The sequence below is a fragment of the Leptospira adleri genome (assembly GCF_002811985.1).
GTDB lineage: Bacteria > Spirochaetota > Leptospiria > Leptospirales > Leptospiraceae > Leptospira > Leptospira adleri.
This window is the reverse complement of record NZ_NPDU01000053.1, coordinates 1-23,474: the sequence shown is the minus strand read 5'-3', so window position 1 is coordinate 23,474 and position 23,474 is coordinate 1. Positions and strand designations below refer to the sequence as shown.

General features: G+C 41.8%; 20 protein-coding genes and 1 pseudogene. 12 read left to right on the top strand and 9 right to left on the bottom strand.

Going from position 1 to position 23,474, the window contains the following annotated elements:
• Positions 1 to 39 precede the first annotated feature (39 nt).
• The 3 genes from CH376_RS17250 (at position 40) to CH376_RS17240 (ending at position 3,246) form a co-directional block, all read left to right on the top strand.
• Positions 40 to 1,680 carry an NAD(P)-binding protein gene (locus CH376_RS17250; RefSeq protein ID WP_100788240.1) on the top strand — a complete coding sequence of 547 codons (1,641 nt, stop codon included), beginning with the start codon at positions 40 to 42 and terminating at the stop codon, positions 1,678 to 1,680.
• Positions 1,677 to 2,762 (top strand): hypothetical protein, encoded by a 1,086-nt coding sequence (locus CH376_RS17245; protein ID WP_100788239.1) that lies wholly within the window; start codon positions 1,677 to 1,679, stop codon positions 2,760 to 2,762. The genes CH376_RS17250 and CH376_RS17245 overlap by 4 nt, the downstream gene beginning before the upstream one ends.
• 115 nt (positions 2,763 to 2,877) lie before the next feature.
• Positions 2,878 to 3,246, top strand: coding sequence for a VOC family protein (locus tag CH376_RS17240; RefSeq protein WP_100788238.1), 369 nt, complete (start codon positions 2,878 to 2,880; stop codon positions 3,244 to 3,246).
• Positions 3,247 to 3,332: 86 nt separating this feature from the next.
• Here the strand turns inward: CH376_RS17240 and CH376_RS17235 are convergent, their stop codons facing one another.
• Both CH376_RS17235 and CH376_RS17230 read right to left on the bottom strand, forming a co-directional pair.
• Positions 3,333 to 3,542 (bottom strand): hypothetical protein, encoded by a 210-nt coding sequence (locus tag CH376_RS17235; protein ID WP_100788237.1) that lies wholly within the window; start codon positions 3,540 to 3,542, stop codon positions 3,333 to 3,335.
• Positions 3,543 to 3,595: 53 nt separating this feature from the next.
• Positions 3,596 to 4,321, bottom strand: a complete 726-nt coding sequence (locus CH376_RS17230) for an LIC10067 family putative lipoprotein (protein WP_100788236.1) — start codon at positions 4,319 to 4,321, stop codon at positions 3,596 to 3,598.
• Positions 4,322 to 4,418: 97 nt separating this feature from the next.
• On the opposite strand from CH376_RS17230, the gene CH376_RS17225 reads away from it, so the two are divergent.
• From CH376_RS17225 to CH376_RS17215, 3 genes are all read left to right on the top strand, one after another.
• Entirely contained in the window at positions 4,419 to 5,201 is a 783-nt protein-coding gene (locus CH376_RS17225; protein ID WP_100788253.1) for an enoyl-CoA hydratase/isomerase family protein, read from the top strand.
• Positions 5,202 to 5,723, top strand: coding sequence for a dCTP deaminase (gene dcd, locus CH376_RS17220; protein ID WP_100788235.1), 522 nt, complete (start codon positions 5,202 to 5,204; stop codon positions 5,721 to 5,723).
• Positions 5,724 to 5,800: 77 nt separating this feature from the next.
• Positions 5,801 to 6,271, top strand: coding sequence for a DUF2147 domain-containing protein (locus CH376_RS17215; protein ID WP_100788234.1), 471 nt, complete (start codon positions 5,801 to 5,803; stop codon positions 6,269 to 6,271).
• 107 nt (positions 6,272 to 6,378) lie between these two features.
• Here the strand turns inward: CH376_RS17215 and CH376_RS17210 are convergent, their stop codons facing one another.
• From CH376_RS17210 to CH376_RS17200, 3 genes are all read right to left on the bottom strand, one after another.
• Entirely contained in the window at positions 6,379 to 9,579 is a 3,201-nt protein-coding gene (locus tag CH376_RS17210; protein ID WP_100788233.1) for a SpoIIE family protein phosphatase, read from the bottom strand.
• 213 nt (positions 9,580 to 9,792) lie between these two features.
• The gene (locus CH376_RS17205; protein ID WP_100788232.1) at positions 9,793 to 10,680 is read right to left on the bottom strand and encodes a gluzincin family metallopeptidase; all 888 of its coding nucleotides are present in this window, start codon (positions 10,678 to 10,680) and stop codon (positions 9,793 to 9,795) included.
• On the bottom strand, positions 10,673 to 13,855 hold the full coding sequence (locus CH376_RS17200) for a SpoIIE family protein phosphatase (RefSeq protein ID WP_100788231.1): 3,183 nt from the start codon (positions 13,853 to 13,855) through the stop codon (positions 10,673 to 10,675). Before CH376_RS17200 ends, CH376_RS17205 begins: the two co-directional genes overlap by 8 nt.
• A 140-nt stretch (positions 13,856 to 13,995) precedes the next feature.
• Between CH376_RS17200 and CH376_RS17190 the strand changes: the two genes are divergently transcribed.
• Positions 13,996 to 15,279 carry a dicarboxylate/amino acid:cation symporter gene (locus tag CH376_RS17190; protein WP_100788230.1) on the top strand — a complete coding sequence of 428 codons (1,284 nt, stop codon included), beginning with the start codon at positions 13,996 to 13,998 and terminating at the stop codon, positions 15,277 to 15,279.
• Positions 15,280 to 16,620, top strand: coding sequence for an MATE family efflux transporter (locus CH376_RS17185; protein WP_100788229.1), 1,341 nt, complete (start codon positions 15,280 to 15,282; stop codon positions 16,618 to 16,620).
• 30 nt (positions 16,621 to 16,650) lie between these two features.
• On the opposite strand, the gene CH376_RS17180 is transcribed toward CH376_RS17185, so the two are convergent.
• Both CH376_RS17180 and CH376_RS17175 read right to left on the bottom strand, forming a co-directional pair.
• Positions 16,651 to 18,066, bottom strand: a complete 1,416-nt coding sequence (locus CH376_RS17180; protein ID WP_100788228.1) for a Vgb family protein — start codon at positions 18,064 to 18,066, stop codon at positions 16,651 to 16,653.
• The gene (locus CH376_RS17175; RefSeq protein ID WP_100788227.1) at positions 18,030 to 18,956 is read right to left on the bottom strand and encodes a site-2 protease family protein; all 927 of its coding nucleotides are present in this window, start codon (positions 18,954 to 18,956) and stop codon (positions 18,030 to 18,032) included. The genes CH376_RS17180 and CH376_RS17175 overlap by 37 nt, the downstream gene beginning before the upstream one ends.
• A 90-nt stretch (positions 18,957 to 19,046) precedes the next feature.
• Between CH376_RS17175 and cysE the strand changes: the two genes are divergently transcribed.
• Entirely contained in the window at positions 19,047 to 19,763 is a 717-nt protein-coding gene (gene cysE, locus CH376_RS17170) for a serine O-acetyltransferase (protein WP_100788226.1), read from the top strand.
• A gap of 170 nt (positions 19,764 to 19,933) precedes the next feature.
• Positions 19,934 to 20,191 carry a hypothetical protein gene (locus CH376_RS24460; RefSeq protein ID WP_100788225.1) on the top strand — a complete coding sequence of 86 codons (258 nt, stop codon included), beginning with the start codon at positions 19,934 to 19,936 and terminating at the stop codon, positions 20,189 to 20,191.
• 66 nt (positions 20,192 to 20,257) lie between these two features.
• On the opposite strand, the gene mpl36 is transcribed toward CH376_RS24460, so the two are convergent.
• Complete coding sequence (gene mpl36 / locus CH376_RS17160) at positions 20,258 to 21,181, bottom strand: RlpA family plasminogen-binding lipoprotein MPL36 (protein WP_100788252.1); 924 nt, start codon at positions 21,179 to 21,181, stop codon at positions 20,258 to 20,260.
• Between the two features lie 106 nt (positions 21,182 to 21,287).
• On the opposite strand from mpl36, the gene CH376_RS17155 reads away from it, so the two are divergent.
• Positions 21,288 to 22,196 carry a tetratricopeptide repeat protein gene (locus CH376_RS17155; protein WP_100788224.1) on the top strand — a complete coding sequence of 303 codons (909 nt, stop codon included), beginning with the start codon at positions 21,288 to 21,290 and terminating at the stop codon, positions 22,194 to 22,196.
• A 97-nt stretch (positions 22,197 to 22,293) separates the two neighbouring features.
• A complete protein-coding gene (locus CH376_RS17150; protein ID WP_100788223.1) occupies positions 22,294 to 23,277 on the top strand; it encodes a tetratricopeptide repeat protein in 984 nt (327 codons plus the stop codon).
• A gap of 3 nt (positions 23,278 to 23,280) precedes the next feature.
• Here CH376_RS17150 and CH376_RS17145 read toward each other — a convergent pair.
• A pseudogene (locus CH376_RS17145) lies at positions 23,281 to 23,474 on the bottom strand (dihydropteroate synthase); the annotation flags it as partial.

Genomic DNA, 23,474 nt, shown 5'->3' with positions numbered 1-23,474 from the left:
TTGCGCTAAATTAGATTCCCTTTAATCTTCCAATCGAGCATGACCGAAAAGCAAGAACTCATTTCACGAAGATCCTTTCTTACGATTTTGGGGATTTGTATTTCCGCGGTGATCGGCGGATTTTCTTTTTTAAAGTTCAGACATAGAATCTCCGGAAAAATCATAGGCCCGGATCGAGAGATTGGACATAGAATTCGCGAGAACTTAAAGCACGAACTCGGCTCGAATAAAAATCGAAACGTTTCGGAAAAAGTTAAAGTTTTGATTCTTGGAAGCGGAATCTCCGGATTGAGTTCCGGTTATTATCTTCATAAATCAGGGTTTGCCGATTTTAAAATTTTGGAATTGGAGGAGGAAGCCGGAGGCAATTCTAGATCCGGTAAGAATTCAATCGGAGCCTTTCCCTGGGGCGCCCATTATCTTCCACAACCGGGAGAAGAAGCCGTTCTCGTTCGCAAATTTTTAGAGGAAAGCGAAGTTATCGTCGGTCGTGACAATCGAGGCAAACCCGTTTACGACGAACGTTATCTCTGCTTCGATCCGGAGGAAAGAATCTTCTATCAAGGAAGATGGAACGAAGGCCTTTTCCCCGGCGGAAACACCGAATCAAACGCCGGTTTAGAAGAACGTAAATTTAAGGAATGGATACGAAAGTGGAGAATCAAACGAGGCAGCGACGGTAAAAAAGCGTTTACGATTCCCATCGATCTTTCATCTCGAGATCCGGAAATTCTAAAATTAGACAGAATTAACTTTTTTGAATATATTAAGGAACAAGGATTTCGAACCAAGGAACTTTTTTGGTTTTTGGATTATTCAGTTCGAGACGATTTTGGGGGTTCGATAGATACGATTTCAGCTTGGATAGGGCTCCATTATTTTTGTTCCCGACCGGTAGACGAAAGCGGAGAAGACTTAACTCTGCTTACATGGCCTCAGGGGAACGGCTTTCTGGTCGATAAACTCCGAACTCCGATCTCTTCCAAAATTCAAACTGGAACTCTCGTCGAAAAAGTCCTTCCTTCCGATTCGAAAGAATCTCGATTTACGGTTCAGGTTTATTCGATCGAAACAAAGGAACAGAAAGTCATTCATTGCGATTCGATCGTCTACGCGCTTCCATCCTTCACGCGTAAATATATTCTCGGTGAAAAATCGGACGTCACAAAAGGACTTACGTATTCTCCTTGGTTGGTCGCCAATCTTTCCGTCGACCGGATTCCGACCGGAAAAGGAATCCCACCCTGTTGGGATAACGTGATCTACCAAAGCCCTTCTCTGGGTTATATCGTTTCCACGCATCAGGATCTGCGCGCAGGAAGAGAAGAATCAGTCCTTACCTATTATCGGGCGTTCGGCGAGAAGGATACGGTTTCTATTCGAAAGAAGATGATGAGAACTTCCTGGTCCGAATGGAAAGATTCTATCCTATTCGATTTAAAAAAGGCGCATCCCGACATTGAAAAAAGGATTCAAAATATCGACGTCATGACCTACGCGCACGCGATGATTCGACCCGTGCCCGGTTTGATCTGGGGAGGACAACGGGAAGCTCTTGCGATTTCTTATCCTAATCTTCACTTCGCTCATTCAGACTTGAGCGGAATTTCCATTTTTGAAGAAGCGTTGATTCGCGGAAATCACGCCGCTATGAAGATTTTAGGAGAACAAAGATTGTGAAATCTAAGGGCTGGATCTTCAACCCGGTTTTAGACATGTCGTTTATCATTCTTCCGGGGATTCTTTCCGTATTCTTTTTAATCATTTTAAAAGAATGGAATATACTTCCCACTGAAATCAATCCTTGGATTTGGTTTTGTACGGTTCTCCTAATCGACGTGGCTCACGTTTATTCCACTTTGTTTCGATCCTATTTCAACGAAGAAGAATGGAGGGAGAAAAAAACTCTTCTGATAACCGTTCCTATCGTTTGTTTTTTATTCTCCGTCTTTCTCTATTCTTTCGGTTCGATTTGGTTTTGGAGAATTATGGCTTACGTCGCGGTCTTTCATTTTATCCGGCAGCAATTCGGCTTTTTAGCCCTTTACCGAATGAAGAGCGATCCGATTCAAATTCCGTTTATTCTTGATAAGATTACGATTTATTCAACGGGAGGAATTCCGATTCTTTATTGGCATCTCACGGATCAAAAAAGGGAATTCTCCTGGTTTATGGACGGTGACTTTTGGACGTATCCGATTCCGAGCATCGCAACCGCCTTACTCTGGTTACAGCAAATTTGGTTAAGTTTGTATTTAGTGATTCATATCTATTACTTTATTAGATATAAGTCCCTTCCTTTAGGAAAGATTCTACTCGTTGTCAATACATGGTTTGTTTGGTATTTTGGAATCGTGTATTTTAATTCCGATTTTTCTTTTACGATCACTAACGTAATCAATCACGGTATTCCTTATATTTTTCTGCTCTTCTATTATGTGATCCAAAATCCGAGCGAAATGAAATGGGAAATTTTTAGATCCAAGTCTTGGATTACGATTCTCGTTTGTTTTTTAGGAATTTTATTTTTATTCTCTTTTGCGGAGGAATGGGCTTGGGACAGTTTTATTTGGAAAGATCATTTTCAAATCTTTCAAAACGCGAGCTTTTATTCCGTTGAACTTCCTGAATTCGTGACCGCTCTTTTGGCATCCGCGCTCTTTTTACCGCAATTTACCCATTATATTCTCGACGCTTTTATTTGGAAGATTGGAAAACCGAATCCTCGGTTGTTTCACTTTTTTGAAATCGGTGAAAAATAACTAAAACGAACTTTCCATTGAAATTCTATCACATTCAGATCGGGTTTTCGTTTTTAAATAGACAATCCAGGTTTTCCTTCCATAATGACGAAAAAGTTTAAACAGGAATTGATCCATGATTATCGTTGAAGGAATCGACTATTTCTTAATACCTGCGGAGAATCCGGAAGCCTCTGCGAAGTTTTATTCTGATATATTCGATTTTGAATCGGTAGATGAGAAATCGGGCGAATACGTTGTAATGGGACTCGATTCGATCAATATTAAACTTCAGAAGATTTCCGGTTTTAAAAACTCTCTTGGAGAGAGCAAAATTCCAGTTTTAAGTTTCGTTTTAGATGTGGATGATTTTACGGAAGCAATCGCGGAATTGGAAGAGAACAAAATCTCCATCGTTCGCGGTCCGGAAACGAATAGCGCCGGAGAATTCCTCCACTTCCTCGATCCATCCGGAAACGTTTTAGAAATCAGTTATAAAGATTAATTTTTTCTAAAAATATCCGCGCACAAAAAAGCCTCTCTTTGAGAGGCTTTTTTATTCTCTAAGGATCAGAACCGTTTTCTCCCGGTTCAGCCTACCTTATCGATGAAAGTACCCTTTACCTTGTAGAAATCCCCGTTTTGACCAGCTTCGACTGCAAAAGCCCTCTTATCTGAAACGTTAGCCTGCTTATTTTCATACGGCTCGACGCGAACCATCCCTTCTTCTTTCGGGATTTTTCTTGTATCTCTGACTCCTTTTTCTGGAAGTCCAAGCTGAACTGAGGAAACTACCTTCATGATACAACTCCTATTCGAACTTTAGCAGATCTCGAAAAAAAACCAAACATTTTTTATTGGAAGCTGATTTTACAACTTCCCTTTGCGGAAGTAATAAAATATTGAACCGCATAATTATCTGTGAAATTGATCGTTGGATTGTAAACCGGAGCGGCCAAAGTTCCATTGTCGGTCGCAACGCAACCATTGGTAAAATATTTCACGGCGACTAAATTATCGCATTCTAACGTAAGAATTGTGCCTCCGGTTTCTCGAAGATTGGAGCGAAAAGCCTTTGTCCCGAAATCAGCCGTAAATTTAACGGTAGAAGAATCCGGATAGTTTACCGCGGTTTCATCTCCGTATATATTTCCATAGGCCTTATAACAATCTATGTAAAATCTACGGGCGGAACAGTTGTAACCATCCGTCCCGTAAACGGTATCACAAGCGCCATCCGCTTTTGAAACCGTTACAAAACCGGCCTTGGCTCCGGCGGGAACGGTCGTAATGATTTCAGTGGTTGTAATCGAAAAAATCGTTCCTACGAGATCGTTGAATTTCACGATCGTATCGGTGGAGTTCGGAGTGAAATTCCTGCCGGTGATCGTAATTTGAGTTCCTGTATAAGCTACGTCGGTTGATTGAGGAGGAGAACCGGCGGGCGGATCGATGGAAGTAATGACTGGGCTTCCGATTCCTAAGCCGGCAAATAATTCGTTATTGGATTTACTTTCCTTACAATGAGCGAACGAAAGAAAAAAAAGGATCAGAAAAAATTTTGTCGATTTATGTAGCATAACCTTACTTGGCTTGAAAATTTTACGACGGGCACCTAGTTTATCGGAACAAAAAGGTTTCGGCAAGAATTATTCTGCCTGAAAAATGGTGCCTGAAATGAGCGAATCCCCCACTGTCATCTACTCTACGGAAAAAGAAATCGCGGTCTTACTTCTCAATCGACCGGAAAAACGAAATGCAATCAGCAAAGAGCTTTTGACGACTCTTCACGACTCGATCCTAAAAGCAAAGGAGAATCCGTCGATACGAGCTTTGGTATTGGGAGGAATCGGGCCTTCTTTTTGTGCCGGTGCGGATCTCAAAGAAAGAGTCGGTATGTCTCCGAAGGAAGTGACCCAATTCTTAGAGGGATTGAAAAACTGTTTTTTGGAACTTGAGAATTTTCCTTATCCGACCGTCGCAGCTCTTGACGGAGACGCTTTCGGAGGCGGACTTGAACTCGCACTTTGTTGCGACTTTATTCTACTCAAAAACGATATCCGCATCGGTCTGACGGAAACTCGTTTAGGAATTATTCCCGGAGGAGGAGGAACACAAAGACTTCCCCGAAGAATCGGAATTTCAAAAGCCAAAGAAATGATTTTTACCGGAAAGACGATCGACGCAGAGACTGCGCTGAATTATGGACTGGCAAATTCTATCTGGCATGATTCTTCTCTTCCCGCCGCGAAAATGTTAGCCGAGGAAATCGCTTCTCATTCTGCTCCTATCGCTCTTCAGCTTGCAAAGAAAGCAATTACGGAAGGTTATGGTCAAGATATACAAACGGCTCTCAAGACTGAAAGTAAATACTATAACGAGACCTTAAAGACAGAAGACCGGGTGGAAGCGCTCAAAGCGTTTCAAGAAAAACGAAAACCGATCTTCAAAGGAAAATAAATGATTCTCACAGGACAAGAAATTCAGAAACGCATCGGCAAAGACATAGTTATCACTCCTTATTCTGAAAAACTTCTCAATCCAAATTCTTACAATCTAAGACTTCACGAAGAACTTTTGGTTTATACTGAACTTCCTTTGGATATGAAAAAGCCTAACCCTGCGGAAAAGATTATCATTCCCGAATCCGGTCTCTTATTAAAACCGGGAGTTTTGTATTTAGGAAGAACCTTAGAATTTACGGAGACGCATAACTTAGTACCGATGCTCGAAGGACGTTCTTCGATCGGTCGTCTGGGAATGTTAGTTCACGTAACTGCGGGATTCGGAGACGTAGGTTTTAAAGGATTTTGGACCCTTGAAATTTCCGTGATCCAACCTTTGATCGTTTATCCCGGTGTGGAAGTTTGTCAAATTTTCTATCATACTGTGGAAGGACAAATAACGGAGTATTCTTCCGGTAAATATCAGGCTAATCAAGGTATTCAACCTTCGATGTTATACAAAGATTTCGAGAAATAGAATTCTTTTCTTTTTTGTTGACTTTATCCGTTATCACTCCAGAATTTTGACCTCAAAACACTTTTTTGGAGAATGGAATGACCAGATTTAGATCTATCGCAATTTTTCTTGCTTTTGCATTTCTTTCTGCGCCTGTATTTGCAGGTGAAGAAGATGCAATCCTTGGAAAATGGTGGAATAAAGAAAAAGACGCTCAAGTGGACGTTCACAAATGCGGAGCTAAGATTTGCGGAAAAATCGTTTGGCTGAAAGAACCTCTTTATCCTGCAGGAAGCACCGAGGGAACTCCGGGGACTCCAAAATTGGACAATAACAATAAAGACGAAAGTCTTCGTTCTCGTCCGACGCTTGGTCTCGTTTTTCTTACCGGATTCTCTTATGAAGGAGAACAAGTATGGACCGGCGGTAGAGTTTACGATCCGAAAGGCGGCAAAACTTACGACGGAAGACTTACTTTAAGAAATGCTGATACTTTAGATCTCAAAGGCGGCTACAAAGTCGGTTTCATGATGATCGGTAAAGAATCTACTTGGACAAGAGTAAAATAAAAACAAAAGTTTACGGTTTCTAAATCTTAGAAACCGTTCGATCCTTTTTGCAATCAAATCTCTCCGGATAAAACGGGGAGATTTCTCTCCCGCTCCGCCGTTTTTTCTCAAACATGATTCTCAATCTTCTTTAGAATTTTCTTTGCACTCTCGTTTTGAGGATCCAAAATCAAAGCCTTGTCTGCGAATTCCTTTGCTTCGGTATATTTTTGCTGCAATCGATATAAATCGGAGAGGTTCACTAAGTTATTCGCGTTGTCAGGTTGTTTAGATGCCACTTTCTCCGAGGCGGTGATCGCTTCTGAAAATCTTCCTAACTTCTTATTAGCGACGGAAAGATAGTACCAATATTCGCTCAATTCGGGATCCAGTTCCAAATACTTTCCGAGAATCTCAACCGCCTTAACATAGTCTTTATCCTTAAAACTCAGAAGCGCCAAAAGTTTAATCACTTTGGAATCTTCGGGAGTTTTAGAATAAAGATCCACAAGTTCGTCGATCGCTTCTTTCATATTTCCGTCTTTATATAATTGACGCGCGTGAGAATAGGATATGCTCCAATCCGGAATCTCGTCAAACGCCGACTTCGTTTCCGTTTTATCGGAATCGTACAAATCAACTTTCGATTCTTCCTCGGTACGAATCCCATATTCGATTCTTAATAGGGAAAGGTCGTCGGTGATTTCGCCGTTCTTATAGATTAGATGTTCGATCAGATCGATGTCGCCTTTACCGGCTTCCACACTTTTTAAGAATAAGGTCTCATCCTCGTTAATGGATCTTGTATCTTTATCCGGAGTTAGATCCAGGTCGTCCTTACCGTCGGAGCCAAGAATCAAAACATCGCCTTCTCTTAAGGTCGTAGTAAATACTTTGAAAGGATATTCGGATTCCAATCCTATCTTTCGGAGGTTTAACGTGGTGTCTAGGAATGTTGCTCGTTCGTCTCGATACAATACCGTAAACGGGTGTTCGGCGTTAAAGTAGTAGGCTTTACCGGATTCTTCTTCGATTAAGAATACCGTTGCGGATATCACCATACTTCCGTTAAAGGATTTGAAGACCGCGTTGACTTCCTCATACGTTTCGGTTAACCATTGTTCCGGAGAAATGTCCAAGATTCGATTATTTGCCGCCGAGCGTGCAAGAATGGAATTGATTACGACTCCCATAACAAGCGAGCCTCCGGCGCCCTGCATGGATTTACCCATCGCATCTCCGTTCATCGCGAAGATATAACGTTTGAAGTTGGAAGGGACTCCTAAACGCAAATTACCGGTCACGCAGATATCGCCGCCGAGGTCCGCGCGTTTTCCCTTAAACTCGAATTGCTTTTTTTGTCTTAGCAAAAAATGCGTCGAAACTTTGGGAGATTTACTCGCATTGTAGTTGAGAGGTTTTGCAAGAAGAGAAGTCAAAAAATAATCCCCGTCCTGCTGAATCTTAAGTCTTTGAAACTCGTCGATCTTCTCCGAAAGTTCCTCCGTTCTCTGACTAACTTTGAGAGCTAGATGTTCCGCGTAGTCTTGGAGTTCTTTCCTCGCGTCTCGAATCGACGTCACCATATTGTTAAAGGAATCGGCTAAGAATCCAATCTCATCCTTCACTCGAATCGGAACCTGAACTTCCAAACTTCCGTCGTTTACCTTTTCAACCCCGCTCAACAAGTCATTTAGAGGTGAAACAAGACTTCCTCTAAAAAACAAAGGAAAAAGAAGAATGATCACAACGATAACAACGCCTAAGACTATGATCTGTTTTAGCGCGGTCGGATGCATAAATTGGCGATATGCCCGATAAGAAAATCCTACCTCACTCACCCGATCGTTCTGAGAATCGTATTTAATAAATCCAATGTAATGATTGCTGTGATCGCCAACGTCCTTTTTACGATAATATCTCGTAAGCGAAGGGACAAAAGGACGAAAGTAATTGAGGACTTCTTCCTTAAGTTTAGCGGGGGTCACCGTTTTTCCGTCCCATTTACAAAAGTTCCAGCGATATTCCAAAGAAATTCGAAACATCTTAACTTCTTTAGCGCCATCCAGATAACTTCGTCCCTTTGCGCAAAAATCCTCTGGAAAGATATTATCCAATTTATTCGAAGCGACAAATACATACAAACCCAGTCTGGATAATTCCTTATTAAGCGACGCTTTGAGTGCGGCGCCTTCCACGTCAGGATGTTCTTTTAGAAAGTTTACTATGGAATAACGATAACCGCCGAAATTCTCATGCGAACTTTCGACAAGTCGAATCACGGACTCGCGAAATCCTTCTTCTTTGAGATTAAAAATTTTTTCATACAAAAGTGTGTTCTTGAAATCGATTGTAAGCTGTTCTTCGTCCGGATGAATGTTCGGATCATACTTCGACTTATCGAAAGAATTCTTACCCTGATCCCATTTGATAATATAAGAAATGCCGTCTTCGACCGCTCCTCCTTCCAATGCGCGCTCCATGTGAATCTGACTCAGAGTGTCGTATTCGGATTCTTTGTCTTGGTTGGAAATATAAACAAGCGCCTGCATGATAATCAAGACCGTTACGAAAGTGATCCCGACGATCTTGAGCATAAAAGAAGTTTTTTCCACGGAAAAATTCAAATATAAGATAAGAATGATAAAGAACGCCGCCATAAAAAGAAGCACGATCGAAGTAAGGTAGATCGACCTTTCGATATAACCGTCTCGGCTCAACAGGTTTGCGACGACAGGAACGGTTCCTCCCACAAGGAAGGACAGCATAAATCCGAAGATGATCCATCGCGACTTCCCCTTCAAAACGGTAATCCTCCAAATCGGAATCGCAACGAAGTTGATAAAAACATAAGTAAATATGATGATCGCGATCGTTCTACTTACGTTCTCAGCGTTAAAATCCCAGTGATGCGCCGTGAAGTGATATTTAACCGGACCATTGTAAGTGGAAATGCAGAAATAACCCACAGAACCAATGGCGACGACCCAAAGTACGATCGTAGTAATCAGATTGAATTTTGGATTTTCATTCTCCGGGTAACGAGCGACAAATTGGCCGATATGAAGAATTGCCGGTAATATCAAACCGGCCGTGATCCAACGGTGATAAGCCGCAAAAGGATGATAGAGAACCGCCGCAAAAACATAACCAAATTGGAATATGCCGAGTAAGAAAGCGCCAAAGGCCAAATGTTTGGTGCTCGATACTTTCTTATCTATAAAAAGGAAAACACCCGAGATGAGCATGGAAGTTAAAAAGGATAGTAGACTTCCGAATGAATAATAGTTGAGGAGGACGTTGTTCCAGATGGATTCGGTTTCACCCATAATTTTAATAAACCTGTTTTTTAAAGATCTCTAGTGTTCGTCTTATTTGAATCTATATTTTTTTTCCAAACAAACGTTACTCTAAAGATAGGAAAGTTCTTTTCAATGATAAAATAGAAACAAATTCGAATTCGATACGCTTCTGAGTTTTTAATTTAGATATAAGCGGGATTTTTGCGGAAAGAACGCCTCTTTCTGAAACAAGCGTTCAATTTAGAGGGAAATGAAATTTTTGAAAATAGATTCTTTCTGAAAAGTTTTCCAAGAGTAAACTTCATAGGAGCCGGGTGTGACCCAACCTTTGAGAATATTGGACCAATTCTTATCACGAATCGATTTTAAGATGAGTATCACTTGTCCCGTTGTTTTTGGGGAATTTTCAAAAACTAATTTCTTTACAAACTCTCGATATCCGGCAGGACCCAATTCTTTATAAAGAATGAACTGAACTTTTAGAGCCTTATTGTAAAAAGTAGGAGTCGCAGAGGGAATTCTTTCCCTAAAATCAGGATCGATCGGAAAATCCTTTCCTCCTTGAAGACCTTCCTCCATATTCCATTCTTCCGCCATGGAAATCAGTTCCTCTTTGGAAAGTTGAAGTTTCTTTTCCTTATAAAGAACGAAGGGTAAAAAGGAAACGATCCCCTCGCTTAACCAAGCGATATCCGAAAAATAAAAATGTCCGAGTTCGTGAAAGAGAAGCGCGGGATATCCAAGCGGAGCGAGATCCGGTTCCAGAAAAATTCCTCGCTCGGGCCCAAGATCACCGGAGATATTATTGAATCCCCCCACCCTAGTTCCGTTTAAAAAAATCTGATCTTGAACGACTAAAAGAACTCTGAATTTTTCGGATGCTTTTCGACCTTCAAAAATGGAGGCGCTCGCTTCGTGAAAAGAAATTCCCGAATAGGATTCCAACGCTTTAAACAGATCGACAGTCTTACGATATGCGAACTCGTTCCATTCCTTATCCTTGGAAGAATTTCGGATCTCGAGAACCAAATCGCCTCGGGACAAAGGAATTCTTCGAATCCAGGATTTTTTCTCCGAAATTATATCGAACGAAAGTAGAATTAAAATTCCAAAGAATAGTCTACGCACGATCTCGTTCGATGAGCTTCAAAAGTCTTTCCCCGTTTTGATTTCCAGGATCGAGATGCATGATCTGATTCGCAACTTCCTCGGCTAAATCGAATTGATCCATCAAACGATAGATATCGGAAAGATTGATCAAGTTTGAAAGATTCTCGGGTTGTATTTCTTTTAGTTTTAAACTCGCATGAAGAGCTTGATCGTATTTTCCGACCTTCTTATTTGCGATCGAAAGGTAGAACCAATATTCGTGCAAGCCGGGATCGGTCTTCAGATAATTATCCAGGACTTCAATTGCCGTGGAATAATCTTTCCCTTTAAAGCTCAAAAGACCGAGAAGTTTGTTGATTTTCTGGTTCGCGGTGTCGTGAGTATAACCGGTTTTCAAAAGTTCAAGAGCTTGTTCGACTTTCCCGTTTTTATAAAGTTGTTTTGCGTCTTCATAAATGGCATCCGGATTCAGAGCGACTTCGATTCTATCTCCGCCGGTAAACATTTCGTCTAACTCGTCTTTTTTCTTTTCAAGCTGAAATTCAACTTTGAGCATCGAAAGATCGTCCGTCAACTCGCCGTATTTTCGAATTTCCACTTCGATATCTTCCAAGTTTCCCTTTCCTTTTTCCACGTTACGCAGGAAAAGATTTTCGTCTTCGTTGATCGTTCTGACGGTCTCTTCGGGGGTTAAATCGATATCGTCCCGACCGTCCGAGCCGAGAATCAAGATATCCCCTTTCTTTAATTCAAAAGTTCTAATTTGAAAATCGAATTCGGAATCCAATCCCAACTTTCTGAGTTGAAGTCCTTCCTCCAAGAAACTCGCCTTCCCGTCTCTATAAAGAACGCTGAACGGATGCTCCGCGTTAAAATAAAAACACTTTCCAGTTTCTTCTTCGATTAAGAATATCGTCGCTGAAATTACCATACTTCCGTTGAAGGATTTAAAAACGGAATGAATCTCCTGATAGACTTCGCTCAACCATTCGGTCGGAGTTTTATCCAGAATACGATTGTTAGCCGCGGAACGAGCCATGATCGAGTTCATCACAACTCCCATTACGAGCGCACCGCCGGCTCCTTGCATAGATTTACCCATGGCGTCGCCGTTCATCGCCATCGTATAACGTTTATAACTATCGGGAGTTCCCAAACGGAGATTTCCGGTAACGCAGATATCGCCGCCTAGGTCGGAATGTTTTCCTCTGAATTCGAATTGTTTCTTCTGCTTAAGAACGAATTCAGTATTTACGAGTTTGGATTTGTTGGCGTTGTAGAAAAGAGGTTTTGCCAAAAGGGACGTTAGGAAGTAATCTCCGTCCTGCTGAACTTTCAGCCTTTGAACTTCCTCCATCTTCTCCTGTACTTCTTGAGTTCTTTCTTTTACTTTTTCTTCCAGGTTTTCTGCGTAATCCTGGAGTTCCCTTCTGGCTTGTTTGATCGACGAAACCATCGAGTTAAACGAGTCTGCTAAGAATCCGATCTCGTCGCGAACCTTTACCGGAACCTGAACGTCGAGATCTCCTTTGTTTACCTTTTCCACGCCCGAAAGTAAACTGTTGAGCGGATCGACGAGACTACTCTTGAAGAACAAAGGAAATAAAACTAACACAACAAAGATAACCGCAAAAAGAATGATCGTCTGTTTTACGGAAGTCGGGTGCATAAACTCTCGATACTTCTTATAAGAGAATCCGAGTTCGACGACCTGCTTCTTCGCTGGAATGTATTTCATAAAAGCGACGTGATGGCCCAGTCCATCGAGACTTCTTCTATAGTGTCTTGTTTCCGCGGGTTTGAAATAACTGAAGTATTTTAGAATTTCGGCCTTGAGCTCTTTTCCGGAAATTTCCTTTCCCTTCCATTTGCATCCGTCCAAATTTTTTAGAATTCCGGTCTTAAAGGACTCCAACTCTTTATTTTTTTCCAAGTAAGATCTGCCTTCTTCGCAGAAGGATTCGGGACGAATTCCTTGAAGTTTGTTCGTATTTACGAATGCGTCCTTATTGAGTCGTTCCGCCTGCTTTAACAGCGCAGTCTTTAATTCTTTTGACTTTAAGGATGAATTGTCTTTTACAAACTTAAAGATCGCGTCCTTGTATCCCGAAAAATATTCAGGAGAAGAATCCAAAATGGTTTTGAGATTTTCCCTGAAGTTGTCTTCTTTGAGACCTGCAATTTCTTCGTAGATTAGAGTGTTCTGTAAATCCACTTTAACGAACGAAAGGTCCAAAGCGTATTTTGGATCATAATCGTTTGTTACCAGTTCTCCGCTCTTTTCATCATAACGTAAAATGTATTGAACGTCGTCGTTCGTACGGCCGCTTTCCAAAACTCTTTCGCTGTTAACGACATGAAGACTGTCGTACTCCGATTCTTTATCCTGACTCGAAATATATACGAGAGCCTGCATGATCAAACATATCGTAAACAAAGTGATCCCGACGATCTTCACCATGAAGGTGGTTCGTTCCGTACTGTTGTTGATAAATACGATTACTACGACTGAGAAGGCCGCTAAGAAAAAGATTACGTTGGAAGTCATATACGTAGATCTTTCCATCACACCGTCCCGACTCAAAACGTTGGCGATATTCGGATAAAAGGCGGCGATCATAAACCCGATCGCAAACAAAAAGATCGCAAATCGTTTTTTATCCTTATCTGTGACAATTCTCCAAATAGGAATTAGGATAAAAGCGATCACGCAATAAAATGCGATCATAAACGCAAGATATCGACTGGAAGCAAGCGCGTTAAAATCCCAGTGATGCGCCGTGAAGTGATAAATTTTTTCCGAGATATAAGTAAGATAGATGAAGATGCATCCCACGATAAAACTAAGTATGTGCTGACCGATCATCAGCCAGGCTCCAATCTTCTTATTGTAATTGCTCGGATAACGGATAAAAAATTGAGTAAAGTGAGTAACGGCGGGAAGAATCAAACAACCGGTGAGCCAGCGGTGATATGCGGCCACGGGATGATAGTAGAACGCCGCAAGAAAATAGCCGATCTCAAATAATCCAAGGATAAAAAAAGCGATTCCGAGATGATACGTTGCAACGGTCTTTCTTCTTAAGCTGATAAAGAAGACGGCCAGAAAAAAAGTCGTAAGTGTTACTAATAGACTTCCAAAAGAATAATAGTTGAAGAGAATCAAATCTGATCTCAGAAAATCTAATCCCATAATCTCCAGTCCGTCTTTCTAATTCTATATTTTGTTCGAAAAAGCACGGATTTAATCAAAAATCTCGAAAACGGTTTCAATAATTCATATCAAAACCAAAAATCAATAGAAAAAATAACGATTCAAAAGAGTTTTCCCTAATGGCCGTTTTTGAAAAGCTAACATCCCTTAATACCAAGATTTCCGGACATTTAAGGGAAAAACTTTGGCTGAAAATTCTCATCGGAATGGCGGCTGGAATTCTTGCGGGTACCTTACTTGGTTCCGACTTGTCTCTTATAAGCAGAGATGTCGCTCAACTTACAACGTCCTGGCTTATTATTCCCGGACTTATATTTATCAGCCTCTTGCAGATGATCATGGTCCCGTTAATCTTCTCTTCTATTATTCTCGGAATTTGTTCGGCTGAAAATCTGGAGAATGTGAAAAAACTTGGAATCAGAACCGTATTTTATTTTGTTTTAACTACCTTCGCGGCCGTCGCCATCGGAATCTCTTTAGCCCTTTGGTTGGAACCGGGGAAATCCATCCTGCCAATAAAAAATTTACAAATTTCAAAAATTCCGAATCCGATCAGCATTCCCACTTTGGATAAATATCCAGAACTGTTCATGTCGTTTTTTCCAAAGAATCCGTTCCTTTCCGTAACTCAGGGAGAAATGTTAAACGTCATCGTCTTTTCCTGTTTAATTGGAATCGCGATTCTTTCCGTCTCGAAAGAAATTTCCAAACCTATTTTAGAAATTCTAAATTCGGTCTTTCAGATCAGTATGAAAATCGTAAACTGGGCGATGGGTCTTACTCCTTTCGCAGTTTTCGGCCTTATGGCAAAAGCGATTTCATCGATTGGAGCGGAGCTTCTTCTCACACTCGGAATGTATATGAGCACGGTCTTACTCGGGCTTTTTTCCGTGTTAGTCATGTATTCGATCATTCTCATTTTAGCGGCGAGAAGAAATCCTTTTGATTTTTTTAAAAAGATAGCGAGCCTTCAGTTGCTCGCTTTTTCGACTTCTAGTTCGGCGGCGGTGATGCCCGTTTCCATTCAAACTGCGACTGAAGGTTTAGGAGTAAGAAAGAACATTGCTGAATTTATTATCCCGGTCGGCGCAACCGTTAATATGGACGGGACCGCCTTGTATCAAGCAGTCGCTTCGATTTTCTTAGCTCAATATTACGGAATTGATCTTGGCCCTACACAACTCGTCTTTCTTCTTTTTACTACGGTCGGCGCTTCCATCGGAACGCCGAGTACGCCTGGAATTGGAATCGTGATCTTGGCGACCATTCTTGCAGGTCTGGGAATCCCGACGGAAGGGATCGGAATCATTCTCGGAGTGGATCGTTTTCTAGACATGTGCAGAACAACGATCAATGTGACCGGGGATATTACCGCCTCTTGTGTGATGGATAAATTGAGCTGATTGAAATCTAAATTTTATAAACTCACCTTTTACAATATCCTTGCGAATATCACGGTTCCTTTGACCGGACTGGTTGACACTGCAATATTAGGAAATTTAGATACGCATATTTTCATGGCCGGCGCCGCGTTAGCCGGAATCCTTTTCGATTTCATTTTTTGGATGTTCGGATTTTTAAGAATGGGGACGACCGGTTTAACCGCGCAAGCCTCCGGTGAAAAAAACGAAAAGGAATCTCTGTTCATTCTAGTTCGATCCATCGGTTTCGCTTCCTTCTTTGGCGCGTCAATTCTCATCCTTTCCCCATGGATTAAAGAATTCGGATTTAGACTTCTGGAGGGAGAATCGGCCGTAAAAGCGGCCGGCGTCTCTTATTTCGACGCGCGCATTCCGGGTTCTATCGCCGTACTCTGTAATTATGTTTTTACGGGTTGGTTTTTAGGAAGAGAAAAAAGTTCTTACGTTCTTATAGCGACCGTGATCGCAAATATGATCAATATAACGTTAGACGCTTATTTCATTTTGGAATTAGGATGGGAGGCCTACGGCGCGGGTCTTGCGACGACAATCAGCCAATTCGGTATGTTATCCTTCTTTCTGATTCTACTTTTCAGAGAATGGAGAATTGATTCAAAGTTTGAATTAAGCTGGATCCGAGAAAAAGCCCTGCTTTCTCTTTCCGGATTCTCCTCTATCCTACGCTTAAACAAGGATATCTTTCTAAGGACTCTGTTTCTTATAATCACATTCAGCCTATTTCGAAACTTCAGCTCCGAAATGGGAACCGAGATCCTCGCTGCAAATTCAATTCTTCATCAGATGATTCTTGTTTGCGCTTATCTAGTGGACGGCGCGGCTTTGTCTACGGAAAGTTTGGCGGGGAATCTTTACGCGGAAAAGAAAAGAAAGAGTCTAAAAATTCTACTCGTCTTAGCCCTTTCGGTTGGTTTTCTATTTACCACGTTTTTTTTGATCTTCCTTTTTTCATTCCCGAAGATTACTTTCGGACTGATTACAAAGAGTTCGGGAGTTCTTTCCATTTTGGAGCAATATCAATTTTGGCTCGTTCCGGTTTTAGAAATCGGAACCGTCGCTTTTATTTTGGACGGTTTTTTTATAGGTCTGACCCAAGGAAGAATCCTAAGAAATTCCATGTTGCTGAGCGCGACCTTGTTCTTTCTACCGATCGCGTATTTTGGGAGAATTACGGGAAACAATCATATTCTATGGTTATCGCTCGCGATGCTTATGCTGGGAAGGGCTTGGACTCTTTCCGCAAAAGCGATACAATTCTTTCTAGCTACGCGAGAAACTTCGCTCCTTAAAAATTCCGAAAGTTAGAATCCGGAGTTTATTTTCATACGTTAGACGTCATTCAAAGCTGACTTGAATTTCCGCGGGAACGGATTTCCATTCTTCGGAATTTCTGCTTTTATAAAAAATCGGAGAAACGATATCTTCCCAATTCTCGGCGCGAAAAAGATCCAGACTTTCTTCCCCTTTTTTGAAAACGCGCGAGGATTCATCGGAACCGGGTTTAACGTTTTGGATCGGCGCCCAACCAAAACCGGGAATATAAACTTCGAGAGTTTCTTTGAACGAGACCGAATTTTTTTCCGCTCGCGATGCGGTAAATAAGGACCGGACCGGGACGCCGGAATCGACAAGATTCTTTTTTAAGGACGAAATCGTGTTTCGGAACAACCGAGCATCGAAGACCTTGTCTATGTAGTAAGCGTTTTTCGACTTTTCGATCGGTTCGCCTTTTAGGAAAGGTTTGATGTCGTCTCCGATTCGTTCTTTCTTTTCGAGGAAATCGTCGGTAACGTAGTAACGAATATTCTGAGTCCTGACTTCGAAAGAATATTCTAAGGTTTGAGTTCCCTTTTTATCGTCCACACCCAGAGTTTTTACAAAGGCCCTTCCGTTTCCGATAAAATCCTGTTTAAAGCCCGGCTCGGCCATCTTCAAATTTCGAATCCTTTGGTGTTCCGTTGTCGGAGGTTGATAAAGACCTAACGTTCCTCCTGCGATGGAAAGTTCGTTCAAAGAAAAAGTAAGTTTCACTTTTACTTGGTGAGTCGTCTCGCCCGAAGCGATAAAACGATCCGTTTCCACAAAGGAAACCCGTTTCACTTCTTTCCCGGTTCGATCGACGATGTAGATTCTGCTTCCTAAAAAAACCATTCCTCTGATTTCTTTAGAGGGAGTTTTGATGGAGCCGGTGATCGCTCCGTTATTCGGATTATATCGATAAATATTTCCGTCTGAAGAATCAGAAATCCAAAGTGAATCCCTTGCGAAAACGAGATCTTTCGGTTGAGCTCTATCCGTAAGAAAACCGCCGATGATTCTTCCGGTCGCTTTGTCTAAGATGGAAATCTTTCCATTCTCCTGATCGAGCACGTATAAGAGAGAATCCTGGCTTGCAATTCCTCCGATCTTTTCGATCGAAATGGGAATCCTCTCCGTAACTCCGCCCGTGTTCGGTTCCACTTTGAGAACGAGCTTTCTCGAAGCGATGTAGATTCTTCCTTCTCTCGGATCAAAATTAATCCCCGTGAGAAAGGGAATGTTTAAGGGAAAGGATTCCTGTCTTCCGGAAGGGTCGACTCGATACAAAGAACGCTGGGAAGAATCTATGTACCAAAAATTCGTTCCGTCATAGGTGAATCCATACGCGTTGTCCGTAAGTTTGATTTCCTGATCCTGAGCGAATATCGGAAATGAAATGATACAACCTAATAATACTAAATACCTGAAAAAACTGACTTGAGTGAAATCCATAACTCCTCTGCAAGACCGGGTCTATTTATATCAGTTCCGAGTTGGATCGGCGACGGCACAAAAATAAAAATCAGCGAGAACAAGATCAAAAGACCGCCGATTTTTCTAAATCGATCCAAAGGAACCACCGGGTCAGGGACAAACGGGTGTTCTACCTTTATGATGAAATAAATCAGAAAACCCCACAGTAACCATGAGAAATTCCAAAAACACAAAAGTAAAAAACCTATAAAAAGATAATAAATCCACTTCCGATATTTTTCACCAAAAACGGAATAAATTACGTGGCCTCCGTCCAACTGACCGAAAGGAAGTAAATTGATCGCGGTAACGAGCAATCCGACCCATCCCGCTTGAGCAAGCGGATGAATCCAAACGTCTTGAATGGCCGGATCAAAAGGTCCCAAAATCCATTGATTGACTTGGATCGTAAAAAGAGATTCTCCGAATGAAATCACTCCGGGGTTTCCCTTTAAAGATTCCATCGGAACTAGGGAAGACCAATAAATTCCGATAATATAACAAGGAACGGAAAGAATCAAACTCATCAACGGTCCCCAAATTCCGATGTCGAAGAGTTGTTTTTTGTTACGGATAGGTTCTAAGATTCGTATCACGGCACCCATGGTTCCGATCGGCGCAAACGGAATCGGAATAAAATAAGGCCAAGTCGCTTTAACGCCGTAGTGACGCGCGGCTAAAAAGTGGCCCATCTCGTGCGCCAATAAGATTGTGATCAAAGAAAGCGAATAAGGAAGTCTAAGAAGAAATAATTCTTTGATATATTGCGAAGATAAAAAGGGAATCTCAAGAAACTCGCTCTGAAAGGTCAGAGTCAAAAAAGTTAGGATAAAAAGGATCAAGTGCGTTGAAAATCTGGACTGGTTCAATCGTTATTCTTATTCTTCTTGGAAAGAATCCTCTTTACATGGTATCGCGAATTTTTAGCCTTTTACTAATCAGAGCGCGGAGAAAATCGTTTGTTTGAAAATATTAAATTTATTAAAAAGTACGACCCAGCGGCAAAATCGTATCTGGAAATCGTACTTTGTTATCCCGGTCTTCACGCTCTCTGGTTTCATAAAGTGGCTCATCTTCTTTATCGGATGAGACTCTCCTTAATCCCAAGGATGATCAATACTTTTTCCAGATTCATTACTGGAATAGACATTCATCCGGGAGCACAAATTGCAAACGGAATTATGATCGATCACGGACACGGAGTCGTGATCGGGGAAACGGCCACGATCGCAAAAGGTTGTCTGATCTATCAAGGCGTTACCTTGGGCGGAACCGGCAAAGAGTCGGGGAAACGTCATCCGTCCTTGCTTGAGAACGTCGTCGTCGGCGCCGGTGCGAAAATTTTAGGAAACATCACCGTCGGAAAGAATGTTCGAGTCGGAGCCGGATCGGTTGTAATGAGGGACGTTCCGAACGATACGACCGTGGTTGGAATTCCCGCAAAGATCGTTCGCTCTAAAATGCCGATCGGCGAAGAAGGCGAACACATGCTGGATCACAATGAAATCCCGGATCCGGTCGCAAAGGTTTTCTCCATTCTTCTTGAAAGAATAGAAACTCTGCAAAAAGAAGTTCACTCCATCGGTCGCACGGATGGAAACGGACTTAGACCGCAAGGCGGAAAAGATAACTTGGAAGAAATCCTGGATGAATTCATTCACGGCGGCGGAATTTAAGGGGACAGTTCTATAAATTGAGAGGGTTTTGAAGAATCAGTTTCTTTTGAAATCCCGGATTCTTACTGAAATCCTTTTGCCGATATTCTTTTCTATCGAATTCATTCTCATTGTATGTCTAAAATAAATTTCTGAATGACTTTTTGAGGCGCGCCTTTCTTAATTAGAAAATGAATCAGAAATTTATTTTCGTCCTACTTTCTTTCATCCTCATAACGGGAATTTCAGATTGCAACTTGCTCGTATCAAGCGAACAACAATGCGCCAAAGATATGAAAGAATATGATACTTGTTTTCCGACACTTTTACTTGTTTATCCCGGATGTGTGGATCCAAGTCTAAATACTTGCGGAGTTGCGGTCGTAGAAGTGGCAAAAGATATCTGTAGAAGCAGAATGAAAAACGATAGTTGCAGGGCTCACCGATAAAATCGACAACCCCGCGAGAATCCCGCAGGGTTGTTCCAAGGAAACAACGGATTAAAAAGAAGAATTTTACTTTTTCGGAATGAAGCAGTCGATTCCGTCAGTCTTTAATTTTGACTTCAATGAATCGGCCGCAGTCCGACTTCCGAAATCACCCAACTGAATCACAAACAATCCGTCTCTCGTGAACATGAAAGTTTTCTCTCCATATTCTTGACCGAGATTGGATTTGTAAGTTTCAGCCTTTGCTTGATCGCGAAATACGCCGACTTGAACGGTATAACCCTTCGGAGAGCCTTTAATGTATTTTCCGCCAGCAATGGGTTTGTTCGGATAATCCGTTTTTTGAGGATTCAGTTTTTCCGGTTTTCCGGTTTCATCGCCTAACAAAGCGTCTTCGTCATCTGAATTTTCCAGGTCTTCCGATTCTTCTCCCGCAGCTCCGCCGCGTTTGATCACTTTGATTCCGACTTTCGCGACTCCCGTATCTTTGAACTCAAGAGTATCAGCCGCTTTTTCAGAAAGGTCGATAATTCTATCTTTAACAAAAGGCCCTCTGTCGTTCACGCGAACTAAGACTTCCTTTTGATTTTCCAAATTTTGAACTTTGATGATGGATCCCAAAGGAAGAGTGGGATGAGCCGCAGTGAGTTTGGTTTTATCGAACTTCTCCCCGCTCGCAGTCGGTTTTCCATGGAATTTGGATCCGTACCAGGAAGACATTCCGATCTCGTCAAAATCTCCGGACGAAGAATTCGTTTTTTCAGGTGGTTGAGCCTTTGCGTATTTTTCAACGTTCAATTCTTCCTCAAAAGATCTTCTCGAAGGTTTTTGCGAAGTTGTGTTTGAACCGGATTCTCTATCCATCGGAGCGATTTCTTTTTCAAAGAAAATCTCGGAAGGGTCTCCGGACGCGCTTACGCTTCGTTTTGATTCGACCGAAGCGCAAGACGTAAAAATGATCAGGGCTACTAAGATTGCTATTTGTTTCATTGTTCCCTCGGGTCCTAGTGATTCCTTTAATAAGTCGGTCGATTTGAAAAATTTCATTACCACTTTTTCAGTCGTCCTAGGTAGAATTCGGTCCGATAATTCATTTATGACCGGGACAGATATCAGCAGAATATTCAACCAAGCGCTCACTTTGGAAAAAGAAGGCAAATTCCCGGAGGCGATTCGGCTCTACGAAAAAATCATTCAAGCACAACCCAAGTATCAGAAATCATACTTAAATCTCGGGGCTCTTCATTCGAAACAGGGAAACTCGAGAAAAGCGATCGAGGTTTATCAGCAAGCGTTGAGCGTAGGAAAGACTCCGGAACTTTACTACAACATCGGAGTCGAACTCTATCGATTGGGAGAAATCGAAACTTCCATTCGTTCCCTCAAAAAATCCCTCGAACTCGAAAAACGTTTTCTAAAATCTCACATCCTTCTCGCCTACTGTTATCGGCAATTGGAGAAAGATGAAAAAACCGAACTCTACCTTACAAACGCGATTCGAATCGATCCCGAAAATCGAATGGCCCTCACTGCGTTGGCTACTTTTCATTTTGAAAAAGAACGCTGGAAAGAATGTCTCGAAGTCGCAAACAAAGTAAACCGACTTTATCCGGGAGATTCTCGGATGCAAGTGTTGATCTCCGAAGTCCATACCAGACTGGGAAACTTCAAGCAGTCTTTTGAAATTCTAAAACAAGCGACTTCCCAGTCCAAAGGTTTTACCCGTTTTTCGGATGCGATCGAAGAATCTAAAAAAAATCCTGAAGAAGCTGCCTTCTTCGGATCTTTGGAAAAACTCACAAAAAACAAATTGGAAGAATTTCGTTCTAAATTTGAGATGAGCAAGGAGAATCCGGAAGACTTCGCTCCCCCAAGTTCCCAGGATGCACTTGATCTTTCACTCATGTATTTGTTCCATGGTGATAAAGAACGAGCTCTGAAGTATATGCTCTATGCTCAGAAACAATTGGAAGAAACCGGTGTACAGGAAGCGAGCGATCCATAGAGAGCGAGGTTGCCAAAAGCGGCGAAGCGTAAGCATTGGCGTTGGCTCCCAACAAAGTTTGGAAATTCAAACGAGGCATCATAAATGGCCTACTAAAATGTTTTGGAATTTATTCATAGTCTTAGTCATTTCCTTTTTAAGTAATTGCATTTATCCGATCCGTGAAGCGGAGATTTTGGAAACGGATATTTCTTTTTTATATTTAAACTCGACCGAATTTTCCCAAGTGGAATTGGAGAAGGTAAATTCTCTTTGGGCCGTGCGGGGATACAAAGGAAAGGGAATCACCGCCGAAGATAAAAATAATTTAGGAATTCTTTTTGCGAAGAATTCTTTCTTAGACGACGCTGAACTTTCCTGGAAAGAATGTCTAAATCTTTCCCCATCCAATCCGATCTGTTTTTCCAATCTTCTCAGAATGCACTTTCTGATCGACGAATACGATTTAGCGAAAGAGGAAATCGGCGCTTATCTCAAGACGGCAAAGAAAGATCAGATTCAACAGCTTCGAAAAATTCTCAATTCGCAAAACCGAAAAGAGGAAACCGTTCTGCTTCTCGACGTACAATCTAAAATCCCCGGCATGGAATTGATTTCCTGGGAAGAATTGAGCGTGTATTTTTTGGAAAAACAAGACTTTGAAAAGGGATACTTTTATTTGGAGAAAATTCTCCAAATAAATCCGTATCATAAAAACGCTCGAGCCTCAATGGTTCTGCTTGCGCATGATATGGAAAAATGGGACGATCTACTGATGTTCGCGATGAATCTCCATTCGACCGACGACAAAATTCCCGATCTAAGTTACTACATCGCGAAAGCATATTATGAAAAACGAAACTACTCCGAGGCAATGGAATGGATTCGTAAAACGCCCGACTCGGAAAGGGAAACCTTGCAGTTTGTGGAACTCTGGAAACGAGTTTTGTTGTCGATCAATCCCAATAACGATTTGAGTCCGATTGTTCCTTACGTTCGAAGATTGCAGAGCAAAGGACTTCAGATCCGCGAAGAAGAGATATTACCCACTTTGAATTCTTCCGGAAAAAAAACCGTGGAAGACATCAAAGTCGGACGTTAAATTTCAATGCATGTGGAGTAGTCTCCAGATCTCAATCGCTTGTCTTAGATTTTTCGGTTCGTGAGTTCGAATATATTCAACATTTTGAATGGAAAGATAGAGTTCGGCGATCACGGTAGCGATTTCCCTTTCCGAAACGTCGAGGCCGCCGAGCGCGTTTCCAAGAAAGGATTTTTTAGTAACCGATACCATCAGAG

Bases quoted from the DNA above. Each gene is read 5' to 3' on its own strand.
- CH376_RS17250 (WP_100788240.1), top strand. From the start codon at position 40: ATGACCGAAAAGCAAGAACTCATTTCACGAAGATCCTTTCTTACGATT.
- CH376_RS17240 (WP_100788238.1), top strand. From the start codon at position 2,878: ATGATTATCGTTGAAGGAATCGACTATTTCTTAATACCTGCGGAGAAT.
- CH376_RS17235 (WP_100788237.1), bottom strand. From the start codon at position 3,542: ATGAAGGTAGTTTCCTCAGTTCAGCTTGGACTTCCAGAAAAAGGAGTC.
- CH376_RS17230 (WP_100788236.1), bottom strand. From the start codon at position 4,321: ATGCTACATAAATCGACAAAATTTTTTCTGATCCTTTTTTTTCTTTCG.
- CH376_RS17225 (WP_100788253.1), top strand. From the start codon at position 4,419: ATGAGCGAATCCCCCACTGTCATCTACTCTACGGAAAAAGAAATCGCG.
- dcd (WP_100788235.1), top strand. From the start codon at position 5,202: ATGATTCTCACAGGACAAGAAATTCAGAAACGCATCGGCAAAGACATA.
- CH376_RS17215 (WP_100788234.1), top strand. From the start codon at position 5,801: ATGACCAGATTTAGATCTATCGCAATTTTTCTTGCTTTTGCATTTCTT.
- CH376_RS17210 (WP_100788233.1), bottom strand. From the start codon at position 9,579: ATGGGTGAAACCGAATCCATCTGGAACAACGTCCTCCTCAACTATTAT.
- CH376_RS17200 (WP_100788231.1), bottom strand. From the start codon at position 13,855: ATGGGATTAGATTTTCTGAGATCAGATTTGATTCTCTTCAACTATTAT.
- CH376_RS17190 (WP_100788230.1), top strand. From the start codon at position 13,996: ATGGCCGTTTTTGAAAAGCTAACATCCCTTAATACCAAGATTTCCGGA.
- CH376_RS17180 (WP_100788228.1), bottom strand. From the start codon at position 18,066: ATGGATTTCACTCAAGTCAGTTTTTTCAGGTATTTAGTATTATTAGGT.
- CH376_RS24460 (WP_100788225.1), top strand. From the start codon at position 19,934: ATGAATCAGAAATTTATTTTCGTCCTACTTTCTTTCATCCTCATAACG.
- mpl36 (WP_100788252.1), bottom strand. From the start codon at position 21,181: ATGAAACAAATAGCAATCTTAGTAGCCCTGATCATTTTTACGTCTTGC.
- CH376_RS17155 (WP_100788224.1), top strand. From the start codon at position 21,288: ATGACCGGGACAGATATCAGCAGAATATTCAACCAAGCGCTCACTTTG.
- CH376_RS17150 (WP_100788223.1), top strand. From the start codon at position 22,294: ATGTTTTGGAATTTATTCATAGTCTTAGTCATTTCCTTTTTAAGTAAT.